Annotated in this window: 29 protein-coding genes and 1 riboswitch; of the genes, 25 read left to right on the top strand and 4 right to left on the bottom strand. The window is 39.8% G+C overall.

What is annotated here, in order from left to right:
* Positions 1-112 precede the first annotated feature (112 nt).
* A riboswitch (glycine riboswitch) is annotated at positions 113-208 on the top strand.
* Positions 209-361: 153 nt separating this feature from the next.
* Genes gcvT through gcvPB form a run of 3 tightly spaced genes read left to right on the top strand, consistent with a single transcriptional unit; the run spans position 362 to position 4,304 of the window.
* Positions 362-1,456 (top strand): glycine cleavage system aminomethyltransferase GcvT, encoded by a 1,095-nt coding sequence (gcvT, locus tag FPV17_RS13695; protein ID WP_144559258.1) that lies wholly within the window; start codon positions 362-364, stop codon positions 1,454-1,456.
* A 20-nt stretch (positions 1,457-1,476) separates the two neighbouring features.
* Entirely contained in the window at positions 1,477-2,823 is a 1,347-nt protein-coding gene (gene gcvPA, locus FPV17_RS13690) for an aminomethyl-transferring glycine dehydrogenase subunit GcvPA (RefSeq protein WP_144559257.1), read from the top strand.
* Entirely contained in the window at positions 2,820-4,304 is a 1,485-nt protein-coding gene (gcvPB, locus tag FPV17_RS13685; RefSeq protein ID WP_144559256.1) for an aminomethyl-transferring glycine dehydrogenase subunit GcvPB, read from the top strand. The genes gcvPA and gcvPB overlap by 4 nt, the downstream gene beginning before the upstream one ends.
* Before the next feature lie 44 nt (positions 4,305-4,348).
* Here gcvPB and FPV17_RS13680 read toward each other — a convergent pair whose 3' ends face one another.
* Entirely contained in the window at positions 4,349-4,735 is a 387-nt protein-coding gene (locus tag FPV17_RS13680) for a rhodanese-like domain-containing protein (RefSeq protein ID WP_035395727.1), read from the bottom strand.
* 116 nt (positions 4,736-4,851) lie between these two features.
* Between FPV17_RS13680 and lipM the strand changes: the two genes are divergently transcribed.
* Entirely contained in the window at positions 4,852-5,685 is an 834-nt protein-coding gene (gene lipM, locus FPV17_RS13675; protein ID WP_508609591.1) for an octanoyltransferase LipM, read from the top strand.
* Between the two features lie 78 nt (positions 5,686-5,763).
* Positions 5,764-8,067, top strand: a complete 2,304-nt coding sequence (gene helD / locus FPV17_RS13670; RefSeq protein WP_144559255.1) for an RNA polymerase recycling motor HelD — start codon at positions 5,764-5,766, stop codon at positions 8,065-8,067.
* Here helD and dat read toward each other — a convergent pair.
* Entirely contained in the window at positions 8,064-8,918 is an 855-nt protein-coding gene (gene dat / locus FPV17_RS13665) for a D-amino-acid transaminase (protein WP_035395729.1), read from the bottom strand. The two genes, helD and dat, sit on opposite strands and share 4 nt — an antisense overlap.
* A 144-nt stretch (positions 8,919-9,062) precedes the next feature.
* Here dat and splB point away from each other — a divergent pair, with 144 nt between their 5' ends.
* The 3 genes from splB to FPV17_RS13650 all read left to right on the top strand — a co-directional run bounded on the left by splB (position 9,063) and on the right by FPV17_RS13650 (position 11,617).
* Positions 9,063-10,088, top strand: a complete 1,026-nt coding sequence (splB, locus tag FPV17_RS13660) for a spore photoproduct lyase (protein ID WP_035395731.1) — start codon at positions 9,063-9,065, stop codon at positions 10,086-10,088.
* Between the two features lie 78 nt (positions 10,089-10,166).
* The gene (mntR, locus tag FPV17_RS13655; RefSeq protein WP_035395733.1) at positions 10,167-10,592 is read left to right on the top strand and encodes a transcriptional regulator MntR; all 426 of its coding nucleotides are present in this window, start codon (positions 10,167-10,169) and stop codon (positions 10,590-10,592) included.
* Between the two features lie 128 nt (positions 10,593-10,720).
* A complete protein-coding gene (locus FPV17_RS13650) occupies positions 10,721-11,617 on the top strand; it encodes a patatin-like phospholipase family protein (RefSeq protein WP_144559254.1) in 897 nt (298 codons plus the stop codon).
* A gap of 20 nt (positions 11,618-11,637) precedes the next feature.
* On the opposite strand, the gene FPV17_RS13645 is transcribed toward FPV17_RS13650, so the two are convergent.
* Entirely contained in the window at positions 11,638-12,021 is a 384-nt protein-coding gene (locus tag FPV17_RS13645) for a hypothetical protein (protein WP_144559253.1), read from the bottom strand.
* A gap of 196 nt (positions 12,022-12,217) precedes the next feature.
* Here FPV17_RS13645 and FPV17_RS13640 point away from each other — a divergent pair, with 196 nt between their 5' ends.
* From FPV17_RS13640 to efp, 3 genes are all read left to right on the top strand, one after another.
* A complete protein-coding gene (locus FPV17_RS13640; RefSeq protein WP_246117039.1) occupies positions 12,218-12,727 on the top strand; it encodes a YqhR family membrane protein in 510 nt (169 codons plus the stop codon).
* 48 nt (positions 12,728-12,775) lie between these two features.
* Positions 12,776-13,840, top strand: coding sequence for a M24 family metallopeptidase (locus tag FPV17_RS13635; protein WP_035395737.1), 1,065 nt, complete (start codon positions 12,776-12,778; stop codon positions 13,838-13,840).
* 88 nt (positions 13,841-13,928) lie between these two features.
* Positions 13,929-14,486, top strand: coding sequence for an elongation factor P (efp, locus tag FPV17_RS13630; protein WP_035395740.1), 558 nt, complete (start codon positions 13,929-13,931; stop codon positions 14,484-14,486).
* 55 nt (positions 14,487-14,541) lie between these two features.
* Here the strand turns inward: efp and FPV17_RS13625 are convergent, their stop codons facing one another.
* Positions 14,542-15,084, bottom strand: coding sequence for a shikimate kinase (locus tag FPV17_RS13625; protein ID WP_035395743.1), 543 nt, complete (start codon positions 15,082-15,084; stop codon positions 14,542-14,544).
* A 159-nt stretch (positions 15,085-15,243) separates the two neighbouring features.
* On the opposite strand from FPV17_RS13625, the gene FPV17_RS13620 reads away from it, so the two are divergent.
* The 14 genes from FPV17_RS13620 to nusB all read left to right on the top strand — a co-directional run bounded on the left by FPV17_RS13620 (position 15,244) and on the right by nusB (position 24,275).
* Positions 15,244-15,690, top strand: a complete 447-nt coding sequence (locus FPV17_RS13620) for a hypothetical protein (RefSeq protein WP_035395746.1) — start codon at positions 15,244-15,246, stop codon at positions 15,688-15,690.
* Between the two features lie 123 nt (positions 15,691-15,813).
* A complete protein-coding gene (spoIIIAA, locus tag FPV17_RS13615; protein WP_144559252.1) occupies positions 15,814-16,716 on the top strand; it encodes a stage III sporulation protein AA in 903 nt (300 codons plus the stop codon).
* On the top strand, positions 16,713-17,225 hold the full coding sequence (gene spoIIIAB / locus FPV17_RS13610) for a stage III sporulation protein SpoIIIAB (RefSeq protein ID WP_035395751.1): 513 nt from the start codon (positions 16,713-16,715) through the stop codon (positions 17,223-17,225). Before spoIIIAA ends, spoIIIAB begins: the two co-directional genes overlap by 4 nt.
* 26 nt (positions 17,226-17,251) lie before the next feature.
* On the top strand, positions 17,252-17,458 hold the full coding sequence (gene spoIIIAC, locus FPV17_RS13605; protein ID WP_038481281.1) for a stage III sporulation protein AC: 207 nt from the start codon (positions 17,252-17,254) through the stop codon (positions 17,456-17,458).
* Between the two features lie 18 nt (positions 17,459-17,476).
* Positions 17,477-17,866 carry a stage III sporulation protein AD gene (gene spoIIIAD / locus FPV17_RS13600; RefSeq protein WP_035395846.1) on the top strand — a complete coding sequence of 130 codons (390 nt, stop codon included), beginning with the start codon at positions 17,477-17,479 and terminating at the stop codon, positions 17,864-17,866.
* A 15-nt stretch (positions 17,867-17,881) separates the two neighbouring features.
* Positions 17,882-19,069: a stage III sporulation protein AE gene (gene spoIIIAE / locus FPV17_RS13595; RefSeq protein WP_035395753.1), complete on the top strand. Its 1,188-nt coding sequence runs from the start codon at positions 17,882-17,884 to the stop codon at positions 19,067-19,069.
* 12 nt (positions 19,070-19,081) lie between these two features.
* Positions 19,082-19,699: a stage III sporulation protein AF gene (spoIIIAF, locus tag FPV17_RS13590; RefSeq protein ID WP_035395756.1), complete on the top strand. Its 618-nt coding sequence runs from the start codon at positions 19,082-19,084 to the stop codon at positions 19,697-19,699.
* Positions 19,687-20,337 (top strand): stage III sporulation protein AG, encoded by a 651-nt coding sequence (gene spoIIIAG, locus FPV17_RS13585; RefSeq protein WP_060703914.1) that lies wholly within the window; start codon positions 19,687-19,689, stop codon positions 20,335-20,337. Before spoIIIAF ends, spoIIIAG begins: the two co-directional genes overlap by 13 nt.
* A gap of 2 nt (positions 20,338-20,339) precedes the next feature.
* Positions 20,340-20,882 carry a SpoIIIAH-like family protein gene (locus tag FPV17_RS13580; protein WP_035395759.1) on the top strand — a complete coding sequence of 181 codons (543 nt, stop codon included), beginning with the start codon at positions 20,340-20,342 and terminating at the stop codon, positions 20,880-20,882.
* 111 nt (positions 20,883-20,993) lie between these two features.
* The gene (locus FPV17_RS13575; protein WP_035395762.1) at positions 20,994-21,341 is read left to right on the top strand and encodes a hypothetical protein; all 348 of its coding nucleotides are present in this window, start codon (positions 20,994-20,996) and stop codon (positions 21,339-21,341) included.
* A 132-nt stretch (positions 21,342-21,473) separates the two neighbouring features.
* Complete coding sequence (accB, locus tag FPV17_RS13570; protein ID WP_035395765.1) at positions 21,474-21,953, top strand: acetyl-CoA carboxylase biotin carboxyl carrier protein; 480 nt, start codon at positions 21,474-21,476, stop codon at positions 21,951-21,953.
* Between the two features lie 19 nt (positions 21,954-21,972).
* Positions 21,973-23,334, top strand: coding sequence for an acetyl-CoA carboxylase biotin carboxylase subunit (accC, locus tag FPV17_RS13565; RefSeq protein ID WP_035395768.1), 1,362 nt, complete (start codon positions 21,973-21,975; stop codon positions 23,332-23,334).
* A 14-nt stretch (positions 23,335-23,348) separates the two neighbouring features.
* Positions 23,349-23,753, top strand: a complete 405-nt coding sequence (locus FPV17_RS13560; protein ID WP_035395770.1) for an Asp23/Gls24 family envelope stress response protein — start codon at positions 23,349-23,351, stop codon at positions 23,751-23,753.
* Between the two features lie 117 nt (positions 23,754-23,870).
* Positions 23,871-24,275, top strand: coding sequence for a transcription antitermination factor NusB (gene nusB / locus FPV17_RS13555; RefSeq protein WP_035395775.1), 405 nt, complete (start codon positions 23,871-23,873; stop codon positions 24,273-24,275).
* Positions 24,276-24,287: the final 12 nt, after the last annotated feature.

The raw sequence follows: 24,287 nt of genomic DNA, 5'->3' as shown, positions 1-24,287 counted from the left end.
AAAATCTGTTGCTTATTTATTTGTCCGTTGGTAGGATTAGAAGTGTTAACAGACTCTTTTTAGTATGTACGAATTCCAGCTTTTTAAACGGTAAATGAATTGAATAAAGCGGATGATAGTAAAGGGAGAGACTATGTGATTCATTAGCATAGCGCCGAAGGAGCAAACAAATGTGAATCTCTCAGGCAAAGAAGACTTTTACTGGACGCATCTCTGGAGAGAGCTTGATGAGCAAGCCACCTACGAAGACAATTCAGAATAGATAAATCTGAATGAAACTTTCTGGTTCAAAGGACAGAGCAGACACAGATGTGTTTGCTCTGTCCTTTTTTATCGGTCAAGAACTTAGAGGAGGGTACATATGACGTTACAACGAACACCTTTATTTGAAGAATATCAAAATCTTGCGAAAACAGTTGATTTCGGTGGATGGGAAATGCCCGTTTCGTTTAGTGGAATTAAAGCAGAGCACGTTGCGGTTCGCGAAGCAGCTGGACTATTTGATGTATCACATATGGGTGAATTAGAAGTAGAGGGACCAGATGCACTAGCTAATTTACAAAGACTTTTGACAAATGATCTTTCAAAAATGGAAGATGGTCAGGCCCAGTATCATGCAATGTGCACAGAAAACGGTGGGACAGTGGATGATTTAATTGTTTATCGTCGCTCAGAACATGCGTATTTACTTGTTCTAAATGCTGCCAATATTGAATCGGATATTGCTTGGATTCAAGAGCACATTCAAGGCAATGTACGTTTGAACAATGTGTCGAAAGAAACGGCGCTACTTGCTGTACAAGGACCTAAAGCAATGTACATTTTACAAACACTTACGGAGACGACTATAGGGAGCATCAAACCATTTCGTTTCAAAGAAGGTGTATCCCTTGGGACTGTACCGACGTTTCTTTCAAGAACAGGTTATACAGGAGAAGATGGTTTTGAACTGTATGTATCCAGTAATGATGCGCCAGCGCTTTGGAACAACATTTTAAAAGCAGGAGAACCGTATGGCTTGCTTCCATGTGGATTAGGAGCCAGAGATACGTTGCGATTTGAAGCAAAATTGGCACTATACGGTCAAGAACTTAATCGTGAAATTTCCCCTATTGAGGCTGGCATCGGCTTTGCAGTTAAAGTAGATAAAGCGACTTCGTTTATTGGTCAAGATGCATTAAAAGCACAAAAAACGGAAGGCCCAGCTCGAAAGCTAGTCGGAATTGAAATGATTGGAAGAGGCATTCCTAGACATGGATACGAGGTGTATAAAGATGATAAGAAGGTAGGGGTTGTAACGTCTGGCACTCAATCACCGACTCTAGGGAAAAATGTTGGACTCGTATTAATGGATGCCAGCTTTTCCGCATTAGATACAGAAGTTACCGTTCATATTCGAGGTAAAAACATTGCAGCCAAAGTAGTGAAAACGCCATTTTATAAACGTGGTGTTTAAGATAATAGGAGGAATTTTGAATGGAAGCACATCGTTATCTACCAATGACTGAAGAAGATAAACAAGAGATGCTACAGGCAATTGGTGTTCAATCAATTGAAGATTTGTTATCAGATATACCAGAGGATACACGCTTTAATCGGACATTAGCAATTGAACGGGCGTTAAAAGAGCCAGAGTTGCTTTCGTTTTTTCAGCAACTTGCTAGAGAGAATACATCCATTAAAGAATTTCCATCGTACTTAGGTGCCGGTGTTTATGAACATTATATTCCTTCTATCGTTGATCACGTCATTTCTCGATCTGAATTTTATACAGCGTATACGCCTTATCAACCAGAAATTTCACAAGGTGAGCTACAAGCGATCTTTGAATTTCAAACGATGATTTGTGAGTTAACGGGAATGGATTTAGCCAATTCATCTATGTATGATGGACCAACCGCTTTAGCAGAAGCGGCAATGCTCTCAGCAGGGCATACGAAAAAGAAAACGATTCTAGTATCAAAGTCGGTTCATCCAGAAGCAAGAGACGTACTGCGAACAAACGCATATGGACAAAATTTAGAAGTAAAAGAAATTGATACAAAAGACGGTGTAACGGATGTAGAAGCTTTGAAGCAGCTTCATGATCATGATGTGGCCTGTGTCATTGTTCAACATCCGAATTTCTTTGGAAGTTTAGAGCCGTTAGCCGATATTGAGGAAATCACTCATTCAACAAAAGCGCAATTTGTTGTTTCAAGTAATCCGCTTGCACTCGGTTTATTAAAGCCCCCTGGTGAATTCGGGGCAGATATTGTTATTGGCGATGCTCAACCATTCGGTATACCGACGCAATTTGGCGGTCCGCATTGTGGGTATTTTGCAACAACAAAAAAATTAATGCGTAAAGTGCCAGGACGTCTTGTTGGTCAAACGGTTGATGAAAATGGCCATCGAGGCTTTGTGTTAACGTTGCAAGCCCGTGAGCAGCACATCCGTCGTGACAAAGCAACGTCAAATATTTGTTCTAATCAAGCATTAAACGCGTTAGCTGCCTCTGTAGCTATGACAGCTATTGGGAAAAAAGGCGTAAAAGAAATGGCCACACAAAATGTACAAAAAACAAACTATTTAAAGAAACAGCTCCAGCAACAAGGCGTCGCTATTCAAGCTTATGGAGCAACGTTTAATGAATTTGTAGTCGAACTGAATCAATCGGTTGAACTTGTAAACAAAGAGCTTTTCAAAAGAGGGATTATTGGCGGATTTAATTTGGCTGAAGTCGATGATACTCGTGAAAATCAAATGCTCATTTGTGTGACAGAGCTACGTTCAAAAGAAGAGTTGGATCACTTTGCAAAAGAACTGGGGGCGTTCGCATGACAGTACAAAACGGAGGAATGGCACTAATCTTTGAAGAAAGCAAAGAAGGGCGACTCGGACATAGTTTACCAGAACTCGACATTATTGAAGAAGATATGAGTTCTCTTATTCCGGAAGCGTTTTTGCGTGAGCGAGAACCTGAGTTACCTCAAGTATCAGAACTACAAATTATGCGGCACTATACTGCTTTATCGAGACGAAATCACGGTGTAGACTCAGGATTCTACCCGCTAGGCTCGTGTACAATGAAATACAATCCGAAAGTGAATGAAGATGTCGCAAGAATATCTGGACTAAGCAACGTACACCCTTACCAGCCAGCATATCAAGTTCAAGGTTCTCTTAAGATGTTGTATCAGCTTCAAACGTCACTAGCAGAAATTACAGGTATGGATGAAGTCACTCTTCAGCCAGCAGCCGGTGCTCATGGTGAGTGGACAGGACTAATGATGATTCGTGCGTATCATGAGGCGAACGGAGACTTTAAACGGACGAAAGTCATTGTGCCTGACTCTGCTCATGGTACAAACCCGGCATCAGCAACAGTAGCAGGATTTGATTCGGTAACAGTCAGAACAAATGAGTTTGGTCTTGTTGATTTGGATCATTTACGTGAAGTTGTTAATGAAGAAACGGCAGCGTTAATGCTAACAAACCCGAATACTCTCGGATTGTTTGAAGCAGATATCGTTGAAATGGCGGCAATCATTCATGAAGCAGGTGGGAAGCTTTATTATGATGGTGCGAATTCAAATGCGATTTTAGGAATTACTCGTCCAGGAGATATGGGTTTTGATGTCGTTCACTTAAATTTGCATAAAACATTTACTGGTCCTCACGGAGGCGGTGGACCAGGTTCAGGTCCTGTTGGTGTGAAAAAAGATTTGTTGCCGTTTTTACCAAAACCGGTTCTAGTGAAAAAAGCAGATCAATATGAATTCGATTATCATCGTCCCCAGTCTATTGGTCGTGTGAAGCCTTACTACGGAAACTACGGCATTAATTTACGGGCATATACCTATATTCGCACAATGGGAGCAGAAGGATTAAGGCTCGTATCTGAATACGCCGTTTTAAACGCAAACTATATGATGAGACGATTAGCACCTTTTTATGATTTACCGTATACACAGCACTGTAAACATGAGTTTGTGCTATCTGGAAGACGACAAAAGAAACTGGGTGTTCGTACGCTTGATATAGCAAAACGATTGCTTGATTTTGGCTACCATCCACCAACCATTTACTTTCCGTTAAATGTTGAAGAATGCATGATGATTGAGCCAACAGAGACAGAATCAAAAGAAACCCTTGATGCATTTATAGACGCAATGATTCAAATTGCTGAGGAAACAGAAAAAACACCTGAAGTGGTTCAGGAAGCACCACACCACACCGTTGTGAGCCGACTTGATGAAACGTTGGCAGCTAGAAAACCGATTTTAAAATATGAACGGCATGGAGAAACGGTGCATTCGTAGTTAGAAACAAAGAAAAGCAGCTGTGCACAACAGCTGCTTTTCGTTTATTTTTTCTTTTTTACTTTACCTGTCCATTTTCGGAAGCCGCCTTTTAGATGAGAAATATCTTCGGCTCCTCGTTTCTTTTTAATAAGTTTTGCTGCTTGTTTGCTTCGAGCCCCTGATTGACAGTAAATATACACAGGTTGATCTTTGCGAATTTCGTTTTGTCGCTGACGAAGCTGAGACATTGGAATATTTCGTGCGCCTAAAATGTGGCCGCCGTCGAATTCACGGGTCTCACGAACATCTATAAGTTGCGCTTTTCGGTAGCCTTTAATAAACTCATCTTGAGATAGTGTTTTTAAATAGTTTGGTGTACGTAACCGGACAACGATAAATGTAAGTAATGCAACTGTAAGCACAATAAGAATAATAGTCTGTAATTCCATAATTCTAGCGAACTCCCCTTCAATGTTTCATCTTTCTTTATTATATCGATAGGGCGTAGGTTTTTCAATCGTAAGTATGGCAAAACGAAAACAACAACAAGAAGGAAGCGATTTAGTTGACTGAAATTTGGAGATTTATTTATTCCGGAAACAAAACACCCTCTTACAATATGGCTTTAGATGAAGCGTTATTAAATTGGCATAGTAGCGGTGCCATTCCCCCAACCATTCGGTTTTATGGTTGGAATCCCGCGACGCTATCCATTGGCTACTTTCAACAGTTAGAAAAAGAAATCAATATGGAAAAAGTAAAAGAAAAAGAGTTAGGTTTTGTACGTCGTCCCACAGGAGGGAGAGGTGTACTTCATGAGCATGAATTAACGTATAGTGTTATCGTTTCAGAGCAGCATCCCGCTATGCCTGCATCTGTAACAGAAGCGTATCGTGTCATTTCTACCGGTCTACTTGAAGGGTTTAAAGAGTTAGGGCTCTCTGCTTACTTTGCTGTTCCTGAAAGTAAGCAAGAAAAGGAAGCGTTAAAAAACCCTCGTTCTTCTGTTTGTTTTGATGCACCGTCTTGGTATGAACTTGTTGTAGAAGGTAGAAAAATTGCTGGAAGCGCTCAAACGAGACAAAAAGGGGTCATTTTACAGCATGGCTCAATCGTATTCGATTTTGACGTCGACAAGCTGTTCGATTTGTTTCATTATCGCTCGAACCGATTGCGAGAACGAATGCAGCAGCAATTTTTAAAAAAAGCTGTAGCCATTAATGAGTTAAGGGAAAAGCCTGTTTCTATGCAAGAAGCTGTTCATGCATTTAAAAGCGGATTTGAAAAAGGACTAGGGATTATCCTTGAACCTTATACGTTAACAGCGGAGGAAGAAAAGGAAGTCCAGCAGCTTGCAAAAGATCGGTATGAAAACGACGAGTGGAATTATAAGAGATGAAAACCTTGAAGAGGAAAAATTGTTTGTGCTACTATAGACGATACGGTTAAAAGGAGTTTGCTGGAGGGACGTGTTTTTTTGCAATATGAATATGAACGTGCGGCATTTATTCATGCCTTTATTCGTACAAAACAAACGCTATTAAAGCAACAGCTTGAAGGTGTGCACGAAGATGAAAAAGAAATAAAAGAAACCTTTTGGGATAATGTAACAATGAATTTTTCCAATACGGAGGATGCTGAAGAAACAATCTCTAGTATCCGTCAGCAAGCAGAGCTTTTACATGAGCGAGAGCGTAGCAGCGATGTTATGAAAAAGCAAATGAAGACGCTACGTAGACTCGCTAACGCCCCTTATTTCGGACGGATTGATTTAAAAGAAGAAGGACAGAAGCAAGAAGATCCTATTTATATTGGGTTAGCCTCATTAATGAACGAGTCGGAAGAAGAGTTTCTTATCTATGATTGGCGAGCGCCAATTTCAAGTGTGTATTATGACGCAGAGATTGGACCAGTTTCCTACAATGCGCCTGCTGGTAAGATAGAGGCTGACTTAGTTGGGAAGCGGCAATATGTGTTTCGCAGAGGTCAGCTGAAAGCGATGTTTGATACCTCTCTTGCGATTGGAGATGAACGATTAAAGGATGCGCTAAGTGATCAAGCGTCCACTTCCATGAAAACCATTGTATCTACCATTCAAAAAGAGCAGAATAAAGCGATACGAAATGAAAAAAACCGCTTTTTAATTGTGCAAGGAGTAGCTGGTAGCGGTAAAACGTCTGTTGCAATGCAGCGAGCCGCCTATCTATTATTTCGACACCGAGAGCAGCTGGATGCGCAGCAGTTGATATTGTTTTCTCCAAATGAGTTGTTTTCAAACTATGTTTCGACTGTGCTTCCGGAATTAGGTGAAGAAAATATGACTCAGCAAACTTTAAAAGGTTACTTATATAAACGGTTAGGGAAAAAATTTGAAGTCGAGAATCATTTTGAACAGTTGGAGTTTATGCTCTCAAATGAGACAACAGAGCGTTATCGTACACGGAAACGTAGTATTGAATTAAAATCGAGCCCTTTATTCAAACACTATTTGGACGATTATTTGGCTGAACTTGAAATTGACGGTGTTTTGTTTAAAGACCTACGCTTTAAAGGCAGTACGATTGTGAAAAAAACAGATATTCAAACGTACTTTTACTGCTTAGACCATTCCATTACGCTTCAAAACCGCTTAAAACTTACGGCTGAGTGGCTGTTAAAGGAGCTTGCTAAGCAAGAAGGTAAAGAGCGCTCCAGTGATTGGGTGGAACAAGAACGAGAGCTTGCCGATAAAGAGACATTAATGCAGACTTACCATCAAGTAGACGGGAAGCAATTAAATAGCGATACATTTGATCTTGAAGAGCAACAAGAAAAATTGCTGGCAAAACGGATTGCTAAAGCAGCATTTAAGCCATTACAGCGACTTGTGCGGTCGTTTTCGTTTTTAGATAGTGATGCAATGTACGAACAATTTCTACTTTCGGATCGTCATAAGAAGATTGATGGGTTTTCAGAAGTAGCTTTGTTTACCGTCCACGAGCTTGGCGAAGGACGAATGCCCTATGAAGACGCCACACCTTATTTATACTTGTTGGATCAATTAAAAGGGTTGCAAGTAGACCGATCAATTAAACATGTGTTTATTGATGAAGCTCAAGATTATTCGTCGTTTCAATTAATGTATTTGCAGATGTTATATCCGCGTGCCCGTTTTACAATCGTTGGGGATTATTCGCAATCCTTAAACCATCAGTTCGGTACGGCTGCAGAATTATTAGCTGGAATAGGTCTTCCTAAAGAATCCACGTACATTGAATTTAAAAAGAGTTATCGATCGACAAAACCGATTATGTCGTTTAGCCGTGAACTATTGCCAGAGCCGAAGAAAGTGGAGCCATTTGATCGAGACGGAAAACAGCCGACCATTGTTCAGGCGGCCAATCAAGTAACCGTCATTAAGCCTATGGTAGAGTTCATTGAAGCGTCACAAGACGAAGGGTATCAAACCATTGCAATCTTAACAAAAACAGCTGAAGAAGCGAAAAAAGCCCATGCGACGTTAAGTGAATGGCTAACGATTCAGCTTGTTACAGAGGATCATCATGAATACGATACGGGGATTGTAGTGCTACCAATTTATTTAGCAAAAGGAATAGAATTTGATTCCGTTCTTGTTTTTAATGCGTCGGACCAGCAGTTTCATACGGAGCAAGAACGGTTTCATTTGTACACAGCATGTACACGAGCGATGCATGAGCTTGCGCTGTTTTCTGTAGGAGCGCCGTCTCGTTTCTTGCAGGAAATTGATGAGTCTGCCTACAAAAAACAAACGCTATCCTAAACGGATGCGTTTGTTTTCTTTTGTACATGTTCTTTTAATGCTTGCTGAAGCTTTTTCGTTACAGTACCAACAGAAATAGTCGCTTCAATATCACCTTTAAACGTATGAACAGGCACGATCTCTAGTGAAGTGCTGGTAATAAATGCTTCGTCTGCGTGCAGGAGTACTTCTTTAGGGAATGGTTCCTCAATAACCCCAATTTTGAGTTCTTTTGCAATCGCTAAAATCTCTTGCCGTGTAATCCCGTTCAATATGAGGTTGTTAGCTGGATGGGTATAAAGAGTCTCATTATTAACTAAAAATAAATTGGAAGATGATCCTTCCGTTACACCTGATTCACGATAGAGAATGGCTTCCTCACAATCATGATCAAACGCTTTTCGTTTAGCCATAACATTTCCAAGTAAATTCAATGACTTAATATCACATCGAAGCCAGCGTACATCCTCTGTTACATAAGCAGCGACACCTTGTTCTTGCTTAGTGTCCACACTTTTTCCTTTTACTTCAAAGCCAAGGATAACCGGCTTTTCTTCTTTCGTATACAAATGATTGCGGTCACTAGCACCTCGGGTAATTTGCACATAAATCGAGCCGTTTTCCGTTTTTAATGTTTCTTTGTAATCGTGTAGCAGTGTTTTAAATGCTTCAAATGAATGAGGAATTTCTAACTCAATTTTTTTTGCACTTTCATAAAGTCGAGTTAAATGTTCATCAAGGGTGAAGTATTGGCCGTTATAAACGCGAATGACTTCATAGACGCCATCCCCAAAATGATAGCCACGATCTTTATAAGAAATTGCCACGTCATTTTCATCAAGAATTGAATCGTTATAGAGAACGTATGTCATTAAGATGCCCTCGCTTTTTTTATCGTATTTACCTTATTATTTTCCGTAATCCTTAACAATTTGTCAATAACGTTCAAAAACCTTTGTATGAAATTTTGATTTTTAAGCACGATAGTAGTATCAAAGTAGGAAAGGAAGTTGAGCGTGAGACCCTTTTATCCTCAGCTAGTATATATTGAGCCACGTGCTCTTGACTATCCGTTAGGAAAACAGCTATATGAAAAGTTTAAAAAAGAGGGCGTTGAAATTAGAGAAACAACCTCTCACAACCAAGTGCGGAATATTCCAGGAAAGAATGATAATCAAAAATACCGAAATGCTAAATCTACACTCGTTATTGGTGTTCGTAAGACGTTAAAATTTGATACATCAAAGCCTTCAGCAGAATATGCGATTCCTTTAGCGACTGGCTGTATGGGTCACTGTCATTACTGTTATTTGCAGACGACTCTTGGAGATAAGCCATATATTCGCACATATGTAAATTTAGAAGATATTTATGAATCTGCTGATCGATACATTAAAGAACGAGCCCCAGAAGCAACTCGATTTGAAGCGGCTTGTACATCTGATATTGTTGGCATCGATCATTTAACCCACTCTTTAAAGAAGACAATTGAGTTTATGGGTGAGCGCGATCACGCTCGTTTACGGTTTGTTACAAAATATCATCATGTTGACCATTTACTTGATGCCAAGCATAACGGGAATACTCGTTTCCGTTTTAGCGTTAATGCGGCACATGTCATTAAATACTTCGAGCCGGGGACATCTACTTTTTTAGAACGAATAGAAGCAGCAGGAAAAGTAGCGAAAGCGGATTATCCATTAGGGTTTATCGTTGCGCCAATTATTTGGCATGAAGGTTGGGAAGAAGGCTATCTCGAATTGTTTGAGCGACTAGAAGCGATTTTACCTGCTTATGCCAAAAAAGACCTCACGTTTGAAATGATTCAGCACCGGTTTACAAAAACGGCAAAGCGAATTATTCAAAAACGCTATCCGAAATCAAAGCTTGAAATGGAAGAGGAAGAACGCAAATACAAGTGGGGACGCTACGGTAGAGGGAAATATGTCTACCAAGATGAACAAGCCGGTGAGCTGCGTAATACGTTAACTGACTATATTGATCGCTTTTTCCCACAAGCGAAAATTGAATACTTCACTTAATCTCCTTGGTTCTTCCTCCCATTTTATAGTAAGATAAGAGTGAATGGATTTATGTCCGCTTTGGATTGGGGGGATTCTATGCCAACACCGAGCATGGAAGATTATTTAGAACGTATTTATATGTTGATTGAAGAAAAAGGCTATGCCCGTGTATCTGATATTGCAGAAGCACTTGAAGTCCACCCTTCTTCGGTAACGAAAATGGTACAAAAGCTAGACAAAAGCGATTATCTTGTTTATGAACGATATAGAGGTTTGATGCTAACAGCAAAAGGAAATAAAATTGGAAAGCGGTTAGTCTACAGACATGAACTGTTGGAAGATTTCATGAAAATTATTGGTGTGAATGAAGATCATATCTATCAAGATGTTGAAGGGATTGAGCATCATATTAGCTGGGATGCGATCGATCGAATCGGTGATTTAGTTCAGTACTTTCAAGAAAAAGAAAGTAGACTGGAAACATTAAGGGATATTCAGAAACGAAACGATCAAGCTGATTAATAGGGTTTTTAAGGGAGATGCAAGGGTTAACAATGCCTTGCATCTTTTTTGTTTTCATTGCTTTTTGGTTGATAAGAAATGAGTCAACCCCTTTTGCTCATACAGTTAAAGTAAAAGGGGGGATCGTATTGAAGGTCGATGCTGTCTTTGCTGGTGGTGGGGTGAAAGCTTTTGCCTTTGTTGGAGCCATTGATGAAGCGGAAAGGAGAGGGCTTTTATTTGAACGCATTGCAGGTACAAGTGCCGGTTCAATTGTGGCGGCATTTCTAATGGCCGGTTATTCAAGTAAAGACATTTTCACGATGTTAAATTCTCTTGATGTAGCAACATTTCGAGATGAACGTCTTGCGGTTATGCCTTTTAAAATTACGAAATGGTTAAACCTCTATTTCCGAATGGGTCTCTATAAAGGGGATAAATTAGAAGAGTGGATTAAAGAACAATTAGAACAAAAAGGAGTCAGAACGTTTAGTGACTTAGCCCCGAGTTCGTTACGAGTCGTTGTATCAGATGTCACAAGAGGTCAAATGGTGGTCATTCCAGATGATTTACCGAAGTACGGATTAGACCCAAACCGATTTAGTGTGGCGACTGCTGTACGAATGAGTTGTAGCATTCCTTATTTTTTTGAACCGGTTAAATTAAAAAATCAAGCTGTTGGGAACAAGCCTTCCTATATTGTGGATGGCGGTTTATTAAGTAATTTTCCGATGTGGGTTTTCAAAGATGGTGTGCGAGGTGGTTATAAAAGGCCAGTCATTGGATTTCAATTATCCCCTAAAGAAGGGGAACGTCCTATTAATCAAGTGCACAATGCTTTTGATTTGTATAAAGCGATTTTTGAGACAATGACGCATGCACATGACGCACGTTACATAAGTCAGGATCATGCGCGCAATATTGTATTTATACCGGTTGAACATATTAAAGCAACTGATTTTGATTTAACTGATGAAGAAAAACAGAAGATGATTAGATTAGGTAAGGAGAAAACGGCACAATTTTTAACAAGTTGGAGCGGATAAAAAAGAAGAAAAAACCATAGTTACGCTTTTTTCTTCTTTTTCGTATTCTTTCCTTCGATAACCGTTAAATGAGGAGAAGATCGACGCTTTGGAACTTTTTTTAACTGTTTTTGATTTAATTCTCTTTGCTTAACAGAAGGAGAGAATGGTTTTTTTGTTTGAGGCTTTACGGTGCTTGTTCGCTGTGCTTTTCGTATTTGTGATCGGTTCGGTCCTTTTGATGTTCGGCCTTTAAACGGAACGCCATATCGCTTGGATAAGTAAAACCGGTAACCGAGATAAATCATACCAGCAAAAAGAGCCATACCCCCAATGGCGCTTAAAAAGTAAGGAATGTTTGAAAGAATTTGGATAAAAGCCAGTATACAAATAATCGGCACTAAAATCATAAAGAGTTTCTTCATAACAATCCCCTTCCTAAATGGACATGAACAATCGATCACGTTCTTCTACTTACAGTATAAAGTGAATGACACAACGCAATCAAGTGCATGATACATTTCTATTTCGACAGTTTTTTTAAAAATAAGAGGTATCCTGTTAAAAAAAGTCATGTTTTTGTTTTTTTAAGGACATCCTACTAGTGGAGGTGTTGATCGTATGAATAAAATGGATCAAGAAATCATTGACACGAAACAAATGGGATTTCCAATGAAAGTCGTTCTTATTGGTTTTTTTGGCGGTTTAATTTGGTCGTTTATAGGCTATAGTAGCTACTATTTTCATTTAACAGAAGTTGGTCCGTCCTTTGTCTTACTGCCGTGGGCTTTAGGAGACTGGAAGCTAGGTCACACTGGTCAACTCGTTGGCATTGCTGTCATTGCCATTCTCTCAATAGGCATCGCCTTTTTCTATAAGTGGACGTTACAAAAAGTGAATAGCATGTGGCCAGGTGTAGGATTTGGTGTTTTGCTTTGGGTCATTGTATTTTATATACTTAACCCGTTTATTGTTGATCTCAAACCTGTTCAAAGCTATTCATTAAACACGATTGTGACAACACTTTGTCTCTTTATTTTGTATGGATTATTCATCGGCTATTCCATTTCTTATGAGTATGCTGAACAAAATGAACCGATGTCAAAGGAAGATTCATTTAAAGCTGAATGAAGTTGTGCTACAATTCTCTTATTAACCATTTAGAAATGAGGGAGTCGCATGACTATTATTCAGTCTTTGCAAAAGAAATTACGGGACCATGACGTGGATGGGTTTTTAATCATGAGTCCGATTAATCGTCGTTACGTTACTGGATTTACAGGTACAGCAGGTGCAGTGCTCCTTACTGAAACGGATGCACGATTCATCACTGACTTTCGTTATGTGGAACAAGCGGAAGAACAAGTTCATGGTTTTCAAATTGTGAAACAAGCTGGGACGCTCATGAACGAAATTGCTGTTCAATCAAGTTCTTTAGGCATTAAGAAATTAGGATTTGAAAAAACAAAACTTACATATGCAGAATATGAACAATTGGAGCAAACGTTAACAGGTGCAACCCTCGTTGCAATCAATCAAATGGTGGAACCGCTCCGCCTTATCAAAACGCCAGAAGAGATACAAACGATGAAAAAAGCCGCTGATATTGCCGAAAAAGCGTACGCGCACATTCAAACGTTTATTAAACCAGGGATCAAAGAAATTGACGTTTCAAATGAACTAGAGTTTTTTATGCGCAAACAAGGTGCTGTCTCGTCGTCTTTTGATATTATCGTCGCTTCAGGTGTACGATCTGCTTTACCACATGGTGTTGCCTCTGAAAAAACCATTGAAAGTGGCGAGCTAGTTACGTTAGATTTTGGCGCTTATTATGAAGGGTATTGCTCTGATATTACACGTACACTCGCCGTTGGTAACATCTCCGATGAGTTGAAAACGATTTACGAAACGGTTCGTGTGGCACAGCAACTTGGGATTGATGGCATAAAACCAGGGATGACTGGCAAAGAAGCAGATGCGCTAACGCGTGATTATATTAAAGAAAAAGGATACGGGGACTATTTCGGACATTCTACAGGTCATGGTTTAGGAATGGAAGTACATGAAGCGCCTGGTTTATCAATGGCATCAGATGTGCCGTTACAGCCAGGCATGGTCGTAACGGTAGAACCGGGTATTTATATTCCTGGTGTTGGCGGAACACGAATTGAAGATGATATTTTAATTACGGAAACGGGAAATGAACGATTAAATTATTCCTCAAAAGAACTTATTATCCTTTAAAAAAGGAATCGGAAAAGGCGGAGACACACTCGTGAAGCTGTGGTATAGTAACTATTGGGAATAAGAGTGTTTAATTGGAGGATATAGAATGATATCAGTTAATGATTTTAAAACAGGTTTAACGATTGAAGTAGATAATGGTATCTGGCAAGTGATGGAGTTTCAACACGTAAAACCAGGTAAAGGAGCTGCATTTGTACGGTCAAAATTGCGTAACTTGCGTACTGGTGCTGTCCAAGAACGGACGTTTCGCGCTGGAGAAAAAGTAGCGAAAGCGCACATTGAAAATCGCCGTATGCAGTACTTGTATGAAAGTGGCGATATGCATACGTTTATGGATAATGAAACGTATGAGCAGCTAGAGCTTCCAACAAAGCAAATTGAACATGAACTGAAGTTTTTGAAAGAAAACATGGAAGTACATGTTATTACATTTGCAAGTGAAACTTTAGGCGTAGAAGTACCGAACACGGTGACGTTAGAAGTGACTGAAACAGAACCGGGAATTAAAGGCGATACAGCTTCAGGTGGCACAAAGCCGGCTACAGTGGAAACGGGTTTAACTGTTCAAGTGCCTTTCTTTGTTAACCAAGGAGATAAGCTTATTATTGATACGAGAAACTCTTCTTATGTATCAAGAGCGTAGTAGGGTTAAAGTTGAAATAGAAAAGCCGTCGCAATCTTAACGATTGCGGCGGCTTTTATTTTTCTAATTCATATGCAGTAATTAATGACTCTTTTAAATAGCTTGCGATTTCATCTGCTGTTAACGAGTCTGTAGTCATTTGTGAATGATTTAGTGCATAGGCTTGTTGTCTTGATGTGTAAAGGTCTTCTAATTCTTCTACTGATTTTCCTTCTAAAATGGGACGGTTACCGGTGAGCATATGAATGCGATCTTTCCAAGAATCAAAACGAATGTCCAAAAAGATAACCAGGCAATGTTTTAAACAGTAGTTGCGAATTGCTTCTTGTGTAAACGCACCACCGCCTAGAGAGATGACTTTCATTCTTGAAGCGCTAGCATGAAGCACGTGTTCTTTTTCTATTTCGCGAAAATATGGTTCTCCATGTTTCCGGAATAAATCGGGAATAGACATCCCTTGCGCATGCTCAATTTCTGCATCAATATCAATAAAATCTCGATAAAGCTTTTGGGCAAGTAAACGTCCAACCGTTGTCTTCCCTACACCCATAAATCCAACGAGAACGATGTTTCTTTCAATTAAAGGCAAATTATTCACTAGTCAACACTCACTTTTATGCATTATGTCCCAGTATAGCAAGAAATAAAGGATGGTGCCGAATAATTTAATCAAAACGGTGTTGCACTATCCCTTTGAATGACGTAAACTAGTAGTATCTTAATCCCGATTAAATTAATAAGAATAAGGGGTGTTTAAATGAATGTTTCCGTTATTAACGGTCAATCTAAAAAAGCAGACGGTTTAACAGCTTATTTACAAATGACTTATCCCTTTATCAATGCTTATTCCCTTGAAACGATGTCAGTTCATGATCTTAATCAAAACCGAGCGACACATTTAGTGTTTATTATTCCGGCTAAAAAAACGCCTTATCTCCATTTGAAACGCTTATTCCGTGGTCTTAAGAGCGATCACCAGCCATCAATCACGATTATTACAACAGAAGGAACAGACGCTCACCACGCTATTATTCAAATGTTGGTAAGAGATCATGTTCGCTCCTGTACCCATATTCAACTACCTGAACATCTTGTTCATCTGAGGACGGACGGCCAAGTGATTCAGCAACGAAAATTACTGAAGCGTTTGCTCCCGCTTCAGCAAGTGTTGTATGCAGATTTAGATAACAAAACGGTTTCCTAACAAAGGAGATCGTTTTTTTTGTTGTGTAGGTTGGTTCTTAACTTGTCTACTTTTACATAACGTAATACAAAACGTGCAAAGCGTTCTATGTCTAGAAAATCCAAGTAAGAGAGGTAGAAGCTAATGCAGTCAATTTTGAACTTGCTGCCTCAACACGTGGAGGCTTATGTTACACAAGCGATGAAAACGAACAAAAGTATAGAAGAGATCCGCTTACGTATTAATCAGACGGTGGAATGCTTGTTTTCGAATAAGACGTTATTTTCTTCCACTTTCTTTACAGAAGAAGATGCAAATATGTTTCTAAATCAACTTAGTGCGTACTCGCTATACGCATTTGAAGAGGAGCTTCAAAAGGGTTATATCACTATTGAAGGCGGGCACCGGGTAGGGTTAGCTGGAAAAACGATTTTGGATAATGGAAAAGTAAAAACGATTCGTCCTATTCGTTCTTTTAATATTCGAGTTGCAAAACAAAAGCTAGGTGTATCAAATAAGCTTGTGGCTGAGCTTTATGACGGAAAAAACGGTTGGCGCAATACATTAATTATTGGCGCCCCACAAACAGGAAAAACAACATTATTACGTGATCTAGCCAGAAATGTTAGTACAGGAACAGCAACCATTCCGGCGAGTAAAGTAGCGGTTGTGGATGAACGTTCAGAAATAGCTGGTTGTATGAATGGTACACCCCAACACGACTTAGGTTCACGAACAGATGTATTAGATGGTTGCCCAAAGGCAGAAGGTATGATGATGATGATTCGCTCCATGTCTCCGCAAGTGATGATCGTCGACGAAATTGGAAGAGAAGAAGATGCTCAAGCCATTCTTGAAGCGAGACATGCTGGAGTTGTCATCATGGCAACTGCTCATGGGTACTCATTTGAAGAGATAGCGAAACGGCCAATCTTTAAACAACTTCTTAAAGAGCAAGCGTTTGATCGTGTTATTGAAGTTGGACGAACACCATATCCAGGTGCCGTTAGCAAAATACGCATTCCTTCATTGGTTTATCAACGATGAGATGGCTAGGAGCGCTTCTTATTGTTTGCTGTACGACAGCTTACGGATTTTATCAGGCACGACTTCTTAAAGAACGTCCGCAGCATATCCGGCAGTTGCGGTCAGCACTACAATCTCTTGAAGCAGAGATCGTATATGGACAAACACCTTTAGCAAAGGCATCCATTAATATTTCCAAGCAACTAAATGGCCCTGTTGCCGCGTTATTTGCATCTTTTTCACTAAAGCTAACCGAACGAAAAGCTACTGCCAATGAAGCATGGGAAGCGGCCATTGAGGAGACATGGAAATCCCTATCTTTGAAAGAAAAAGAAAAGGAAGTCTTGCTTCAATTTGGTGCGACTATCGGGACAATGGATAGAAACCATCAGCAAAAGCAGTTGAAATTAACGCAAACTCATTTAGAAAGAGATGAAGAAGAAGCAAGAGGTCTTCAAGCAAGGTATGAAAAAATGTACAAAACATTAGGCGTGTTAGCAGGTTTATTAATTATCATTCTAATGATGTAGTGCAAGTGAAAAGGAGGAACAGTAACGTGGCCTATGATGTAAATACCATTTTTCAAATAGCAGGGATCGGCATTATTGTAGCGATGTTGCATACAGTTCTTAAACAAATGGGGAAAGAAGACTGGGCCCATTGGGTGACGTTAATTGGTTTTGTTGTTGTTCTCTATATGGTTGCAACCATTGTAGATGATTTGTTTCAAAAAATAAGAAGCGTTTTCTTATTCCAAGCTTAGAAGTGGAGGGGATCGGCGATTGAAATTATACAAATTGTTGGTTTGGGTCTTATCGCCACGTTCTTAGCTTTAATTGTGAAAGAGCAAAAGCCTGTTTTTGCATTTTTGCTAACGCTGTTTGTCGGCTCACTCATTTTCCTATTTTTACTCGACGAGATAGCCAGTGTTATTCAATTAATTAATGATTTAGCTGTACAAGCAAATATTCACACAGTTTATTTACAAACGATTTTAAAAATAATTGGGATTGCCTATATAGCAGAATTTGGTGCTCAAATTTCACGGGATGCTGGTCAAGCGGCTATAGCGAGTAAAATTGAATTAGCAGGGAAAATTTTTATTCTTGTCCTCGCGATTCCAATCATTAAAGCAGTGATTGAAATGATTCTCGCTTTACTCCCATCGTAAGGAGGACAAGCATAAATGAAAGGTAAACTGGTTTTTGTTGCCACCATGCTTATGCTCTTTATCACCTTTAACGTTGAAAGGGTTTCTGCGGAAGAAGAGGACCCAACACAAGCCCTTCATGACTTAGTAGAGGAACAGATTGATATTCTGAAAATGGATGAGATACAAGTTTTCTGGAATGAAATCGTTGATGAATACGGCGGTTTTTTGCCAGAGAGTCAGAAAGGTTCTCTAACTGATTTTTTAACTGGTGAGAAAACGTTTGATGTTAAAGAATGGTTTATCGGCTTCATTAAATATTTGCTTCATGAACTTGTTTTAAATGGGAAATTGCTTGGTATGATCTTGCTTTTAACCATCTTTTCATACATTTTACAGTCGTTTCAAAGTGCGTTTGAGCAGCACACGGTAAGTAAAACAGCGTATGCGGTTACGCTCCTTGTACTGTGTATGATTGCAATGAATGGCTTTCATAGTGCGATGACTTATGCCATTGAAGCGATTGACGCTATGATTCACTTTTCAATAGCGCTCTTGCCAATGTTGCTCGCATTAATGGCTTCTCTCGGTGGGCTATCGAGTTCAGCACTTTTTCATCCGGTTATCATATTTTTAGTGCATACGAGTGGTATCTTAGTCAAAACATTCGTATTGCCAATGTTGTTTATCTCTGCTGTTCTTGGAATCGTGAGTACGTTTACAGACGATTACAAAGTGACGCGCTTATCGAATCTCTTTCGAGTGCTATCGCTAGGCTTGCTCGGCGTATTTATGACGGTCTTTCTAGGCGCTGTGTCTGTTCAAGGCACAACAGCAGCAGCTGCAGATGGTCTCACACTCCGAGCCGCAAAATTTATTGCAGGCAACTTCATCCCGGTTGTTGGACGGATGTTTACAGACGCAACGGACACGGTTATGAGCGCATCCTTATTACTGAAAAATACAATCGGCATGAGCGGTTTAATTATGCTGCTGGCGATTTGTGCGTTTCCAGCTTTAAAGGTTCTTTCCATTGCATTGATTTTCCAACTTTCCGCTGCCGTGCTACAACCTCTTGGAAATGGCGCAATTATTGATTGCTTAGCCATCATTGGCAAAGCTGTTTTGTATATATTTGCTGCAATGGCGTTAATCGGCTTTATGTTTTTCTTAGCAATCACGATTATGGTTGCTGCAAGCAATATTGCCTTCATGATGCGATGAAAGGGGAAGAGCATGACGTATATAAACGAATGGATAACATCGATCGTTATCATTATTCTTCTAGCGGTTGTATTGGAAATGGCTTTACCGAACACCAAATTAAAGAACTACGTAAAAATCACAATGAGTTTACTTTTACTCCTTTTTTTGCTCCAACCAGTTCTGAACATATTCTACGAAGATCCAGATGAATGGCTAAATGAAGTCATACAGCAAACGACTTCAGAGGAAATAAATGTAGAAGAAGAAATAAATTCGCAAAAAAAAGATATAGAACGGTTCTTTGATGCATATACATCTGAACAAGTGGCTGTCCAATTAAAAGACCAAGCAAATGGAGACTTGAAAAAAGAAGAAGACCTCATGGTCACGGACCTTTCCATCATTCAAGATAACAACGGAGAATTCACACAGATTGAAGTAGTTGTTGTTCCTTATCAAGAAGAAGAACGTACAAGCACATCTCGGACAGATGAGGTAGAGCCAGTTTCAATTATGATTGGCGAAACCGAATCTAAGGAAGATGCGGTTTCTTATGAGGAGCAAGATGTGATTTCGATGTTAGCGGACATTTGGGGAGTGCCGAGTTCAGTCATAACGCTAAAAGAGGAAGGGGGATGGGTGAATTGAATAATGAAGCAAAAGATACAGACTGGTTTAAGAAATGGTTACCGAAGCAGCCGGATAAAAAAAAACGGAACATTTCGCCCAGGTATCTGTTGCTCTTAGGCGGTATTGGCGTACTCTTCATGCTTTTAGGTCAACTGTATCAACCAGCTCAAGAGGATCTCCCTGCTGTAGCCCCAGAAGAAGAGGACGCAACACCAGTATTTGCAAAAGAAGCTGAGAGGAACTCGATGGAAGATTATGAAATGCGCTACGAAAACGAGTTAAGAGATCTATTAACGGAAATTGTTGGAGTGAATGCAGTATCCGTAACCGTTAATTTAGCGGAATCTGAACGACATGTGTATGAAAAGAATGTGCGCATAGGTAAACAAACAACTTCAGAAACCGATCGAGAAGGTGGGACACGCCAAGTAGAAGATGTTCAAGAAGAAGAGTCTGTTGTCATTATCCGTAATGGCGATAAAGAAGAGCCTTTAGTGAGCTCAACAGAAAAACCCTCCGTTGCGGGCGTTCTTGTTGTGGCGGAAGGAGTGGAAAACATTCAAGTAAAAGCATTTGTTGTAGAAGCGGTTACACGCTTATTGGATGTCGCCCCCCATCGCGTATCGGTATTACCTAGAAAAATCGAGGAGGAATAAAAATGGTCTTGAAAAAACAAACAGTATGGCTACTAACAATGTTATCTCTAATGCTCGTATTAGGAACGTACTATGTGTTAAATGATTCTGGTGAGGAAGCAACGTCAAATAATCTACTAGAAGAAGCTGAACAAGTACTGGACGGGCTGAACGAAGAAGATGCAAATGAGGAGTTGTTAAGCCAAGTATCTGGCAGCGATACGATGACTGAGGCTCGTTTAAAGCGTGAAGAAGTTCGATTAAAAGAAGCAGAAGAGGTTAGTCGTGAAGCTGCAAGTTCAGAAACAACAGCAGAAGAAAAAGTTGCTGCGAATGATCGTGCGCTTGAAGTACTAGCTGTGACAGATGTGGAAGAGCAATTAGAGGAATTAATTAAGGAAATTGGCTACTCAGATGCACTTGTTCAAACGGGAGATAATAAAATTGAGATACTGGTTCAAGCAGACGCGCTTTCAAAAACTGAAGCGCTAGCCATTATGTCACTTGCTCGTGAAGAGTTAAGTTTGACGGATCAAGACCAAGTTTATGTAAAGCACGGAGAATAATAGAAACAGAGGGCTTGAAGCAATTCAAGTCCTCTTTTTAGATTCAGAATGCAATCCATCCTCACCCATGGTATAATACAGCAATGTAGAATGAAACAAGGAGAGATTGTAATGGATTGGTCCGAATTAACAGAAGGGGCAAAGGCTGTCCTTGAGCAAACCAGAAACATTAAAAACGATCATATACAAATCGTTGAATTCGAAGTAGGCTTTTCTGAAGAAGTCCAAGATGAGGATGGCGACTCGTTTCGTGTCTCCATTCAAGAAGAAGACTATACAAACTTAAAGCAGTACACTCAAGAAAATGAATACGGTGATAAGTTTCACATGGCGAGAAATAAAAACGTCGTCAAAATTATTTTGTTAGAAAATGGGAAAATCCCTGATAACTTGTCTGAGTTTCCTGTGTTTCGCCAATATAAAACAGAGGTATCGAACCCAACAGAACCAGCTGAGTAAAGAGGGGAAACCCTCTTTCCTCTTTGTTTACAAAGATAAGCATACATAGAGGATTCTAGAGTTTTATCGAGAAGTCTATAAAGTAGACGAAGTTTCTAAGAAGAATTGTCAATCATAAGGAGTTGTTTTATTGTGTTAAAAGTAGAAGAAATTAAAACCTTAATAGATGCATTACATCAATCTTCCGTAAATGAGCTTGAGTTAGAACAAGAGAATGTGAAACTATCATTGAAAAAGCAAGTAGCGACCCAAGTGAGTGAACAAACTGTACAAGCTGTTGCACCAGCTACAACAACGAATCAAGCACCTACACAAGTACAAGAGGCTCCAAAAACAGAGCCAGCTGCTGAACCGGTTCAGGAAAACAAAAACCTTATTACGGTTACCTCTCCAATGGTGGGAACGTTTTACGCAGCTCCTTCACCGGACGCAGATCCATACGTACAAGAAGGCGATACAGTTGATGAAGATACGGTTGTTTGTATCGTAGAAGCGATGAAATTAATGAATCCAATTGTATCTGAAGCAAAAGGGAAAATCGTCGAGATTGTTGCTGAAAATGGAGAACTAGTAGAATACGGGCAGCCGTTAATGGTTGTTGAACGTCAATAGCTAGGGGCGAGGACAAGTTATGATAAAACGAGTATTGATTGCAAATAGAGGAGAAATAGCGGTACGTATTATTCGAGCCTGTAAAGAGCTCGGAATTGAAACAGTTGCAGTGTTTTCTGAAGCCGATGCGGATGCATTGCACGTCCAATTAGCGGATGAAGCTTTTTGTATCGGACCAACCGCGTCAACAAAAAGCTACTTGAACTTCACGAACTTAATGAGCGTTGCGACATTAACTGAAACAGATGCGATTCATCCCGGTTACGGCTTTTTATCCGAGAATGCCAATTTTGCAGAGATATGTGGGGATTGCAACATTACATTTATCGGTCCGAGTCCGTCAGCCATTAGTAAAATGGGGACAAAAGATGTAGCAAGAGAGACGATGAAAGCTGCTGGAGTTCCAGTAGTGCCTGGTTCAGAAGGAATCATTGAGTCGTTTGAGGATGCCCAACAAGTTGTTGAAAAAATTGGCTATCCAGTCATTATTAAAGCAACGGCTGGCGGAGGCGGAAAAGGTATCCGCGTTGCGCGTGATGAAAAAGAGTTGAAATCGGGAATCTCCGTAACCCAGCAAGAGGCAGCCACGGCTTTCGGTAATCCGGGTGTTTATCTAGAAAAGTATATAGAAGATTTTCGACATGTAGAAATACAAGTATTAGCTGATAATTTCGGGAATACCATTCACTTAGGTGAACGTGATTGCTCGATCCAAAGAAGACTTCAGAAGTTAGTAGAGGAAACCCCATCTCCAGCCATTACCCCTGAAAAACGTGCAGAAATGGGAGCGGCAGCTGTTGCTGCTGCAAAAGCTGTTGAGTATTCAGGAGCTGGAACGGTTGAATTTATATTTGATCACCATACAGGCAGTTATTATTTCATGGAAATGAACACCCGTATTCAAGTAGAGCACCCTGTGACAGAAATGGTGACGGGAATTGACTTGGTGAAAGAACAAATTCGAATTGCCAACAACGAAAAACTTCGTGTTAAACAAGAAGATATTACGTTTAAAGGTTGGTCAATTGAATGTCGTATTAACGCTGAAAATCCGCTTAAAAACTTCATGCCTTCACCTGGAACGATTCAAGAGTATCTTGCTCCTGGTGGCTTTGGTGTAAGAGTCGATTCGGCAGCTTATCCTGGTTATCGAATTAGCCCATTTTATGACTCTATGATTGCTAAAGTCATTACCCACGGTGAAACAAGAGACGAAGCGATTGCGAAGATGAAGCGAGCGCTTGAAGAATTTGAAATTGATGGCGTTGATACGACGATTCCATTTCATTTACATTTGTTTAATCATGAAAAGTTTGTTTCTGGAGATTTCAATACGAAATTTATTGAAGACTATGAAGTCATACCTACTAAACAATCGTAAAGGAGTCGTGCATAATGGAAGATCATCAATTACTTGAGTTAGAAGAAGAAAAAAACGGTTTAGGAAAAGTTGAAATTTCACCAGAAGTAATTGAAGTTATTGCTGGAATCGCTACACAAGAAATTGAAGGTGTGGCAGCACTTCGAGGTAATTTCGCTGCTGATGTAGCAGAACGATTAGGCCGCAAAAATCACGGCAAAGGTGTTAAAGTTGATTTAACAGAACAAGGAATTATCGTTGATGTCTCTATTGTTATTTCATACGGAGCATCGGTTCCAGAAGTGGCAAAGTTGATTCAGTTAAATATTCAACAAGCCCTTGAAACGATGACTGCCATTCAATTAACAGAAATAAATGTTCATGTTGTGGGCGTCTATTTTGATACACCAAACGCACCCACGGAAGAAGAAGTTGAATAAAAGTAAGACGATGATATGGAGAAGAGAATCGACCATGGTCGATTCTCTTTCTTTGCGTTTTTACCTAGACAAGATTTTACGTTATAATGAACAGGATTAAGAATAAAGGAGCTTACTATGAATAGACGTGTGGCAAGACTTCGAGCCGTCCAAGTTCTTTATCAGCTTAGTTTAGTGTCAACACTAACGGTTGATCAAGCAATCGAGAACACGCTCACTGAGGAAGAGGAATCAAACGAATTCTTTCTAGATTTAGTAAAAGGAACGTTAACATATAAAGAACAGCTTGATCACTTTATTAGTCAGAACTTAAAAGGCTATACCATTGATCGACTCGGTCATGTTGACCGTTCAATCGTACGAATGGCTTTATATGAAATGCTCTATATAGAGGATATTGAAAAAAACATTTCATTAAATGAAGCGATTGAGCTTGCCAAAGCATTTGGTGGACAAGAATCAGGACGCTTTATGAATGGCGTACTATCAGGCGCATATGAAACAGCCTTAAAAGATCAATAACGTGTAGGGAGA

This window comes from Shouchella miscanthi (assembly GCF_007725405.1).
Taxonomy (GTDB): Bacteria; Bacillota; Bacilli; order Bacillales; family Bacillaceae_D; genus Shouchella; species Shouchella hunanensis.
This window is presented reverse-complemented; position numbering and strand designations above follow the sequence as displayed.

Coding starts and splice junctions, on each gene's coding strand:
- FPV17_RS13640 (WP_246117039.1), top strand. CDS start 12,218: ATGAATAAAATGGATCAAGAAATCATTGACACGAAACAAATGGGATTT.
- FPV17_RS13575 (WP_035395762.1), top strand. CDS start 20,994: ATGGATTGGTCCGAATTAACAGAAGGGGCAAAGGCTGTCCTTGAGCAA.
- FPV17_RS13560 (WP_035395770.1), top strand. CDS start 23,349: ATGGAAGATCATCAATTACTTGAGTTAGAAGAAGAAAAAAACGGTTTA.
- spoIIIAB (WP_035395751.1), top strand. CDS start 16,713: ATGAGATGGCTAGGAGCGCTTCTTATTGTTTGCTGTACGACAGCTTAC.
- spoIIIAE (WP_035395753.1), top strand. CDS start 17,882: ATGAAAGGTAAACTGGTTTTTGTTGCCACCATGCTTATGCTCTTTATC.
- spoIIIAA (WP_144559252.1), top strand. CDS start 15,814: ATGCAGTCAATTTTGAACTTGCTGCCTCAACACGTGGAGGCTTATGTT.
- spoIIIAF (WP_035395756.1), top strand. CDS start 19,082: ATGACGTATATAAACGAATGGATAACATCGATCGTTATCATTATTCTT.
- mntR (WP_035395733.1), top strand. CDS start 10,167: ATGCCAACACCGAGCATGGAAGATTATTTAGAACGTATTTATATGTTG.
- FPV17_RS13645 (WP_144559253.1), bottom strand. CDS start 12,021: ATGAAGAAACTCTTTATGATTTTAGTGCCGATTATTTGTATACTGGCT.
- accC (WP_035395768.1), top strand. CDS start 21,973: ATGATAAAACGAGTATTGATTGCAAATAGAGGAGAAATAGCGGTACGT.
- FPV17_RS13635 (WP_035395737.1), top strand. CDS start 12,776: ATGACTATTATTCAGTCTTTGCAAAAGAAATTACGGGACCATGACGTG.
- gcvPB (WP_144559256.1), top strand. CDS start 2,820: ATGACAGTACAAAACGGAGGAATGGCACTAATCTTTGAAGAAAGCAAA.
- FPV17_RS13620 (WP_035395746.1), top strand. CDS start 15,244: ATGAATGTTTCCGTTATTAACGGTCAATCTAAAAAAGCAGACGGTTTA.
- dat (WP_035395729.1), bottom strand. CDS start 8,918: ATGACATACGTTCTCTATAACGATTCAATTCTTGATGAAAATGACGTG.
- efp (WP_035395740.1), top strand. CDS start 13,929: ATGATATCAGTTAATGATTTTAAAACAGGTTTAACGATTGAAGTAGAT.
- spoIIIAG (WP_060703914.1), top strand. CDS start 19,687: ATGGGTGAATTGAATAATGAAGCAAAAGATACAGACTGGTTTAAGAAA.
- gcvPA (WP_144559257.1), top strand. CDS start 1,477: ATGGAAGCACATCGTTATCTACCAATGACTGAAGAAGATAAACAAGAG.
- FPV17_RS13580 (WP_035395759.1), top strand. CDS start 20,340: ATGGTCTTGAAAAAACAAACAGTATGGCTACTAACAATGTTATCTCTA.
- nusB (WP_035395775.1), top strand. CDS start 23,871: ATGAATAGACGTGTGGCAAGACTTCGAGCCGTCCAAGTTCTTTATCAG.
- FPV17_RS13680 (WP_035395727.1), bottom strand. CDS start 4,735: ATGGAATTACAGACTATTATTCTTATTGTGCTTACAGTTGCATTACTT.
- gcvT (WP_144559258.1), top strand. CDS start 362: ATGACGTTACAACGAACACCTTTATTTGAAGAATATCAAAATCTTGCG.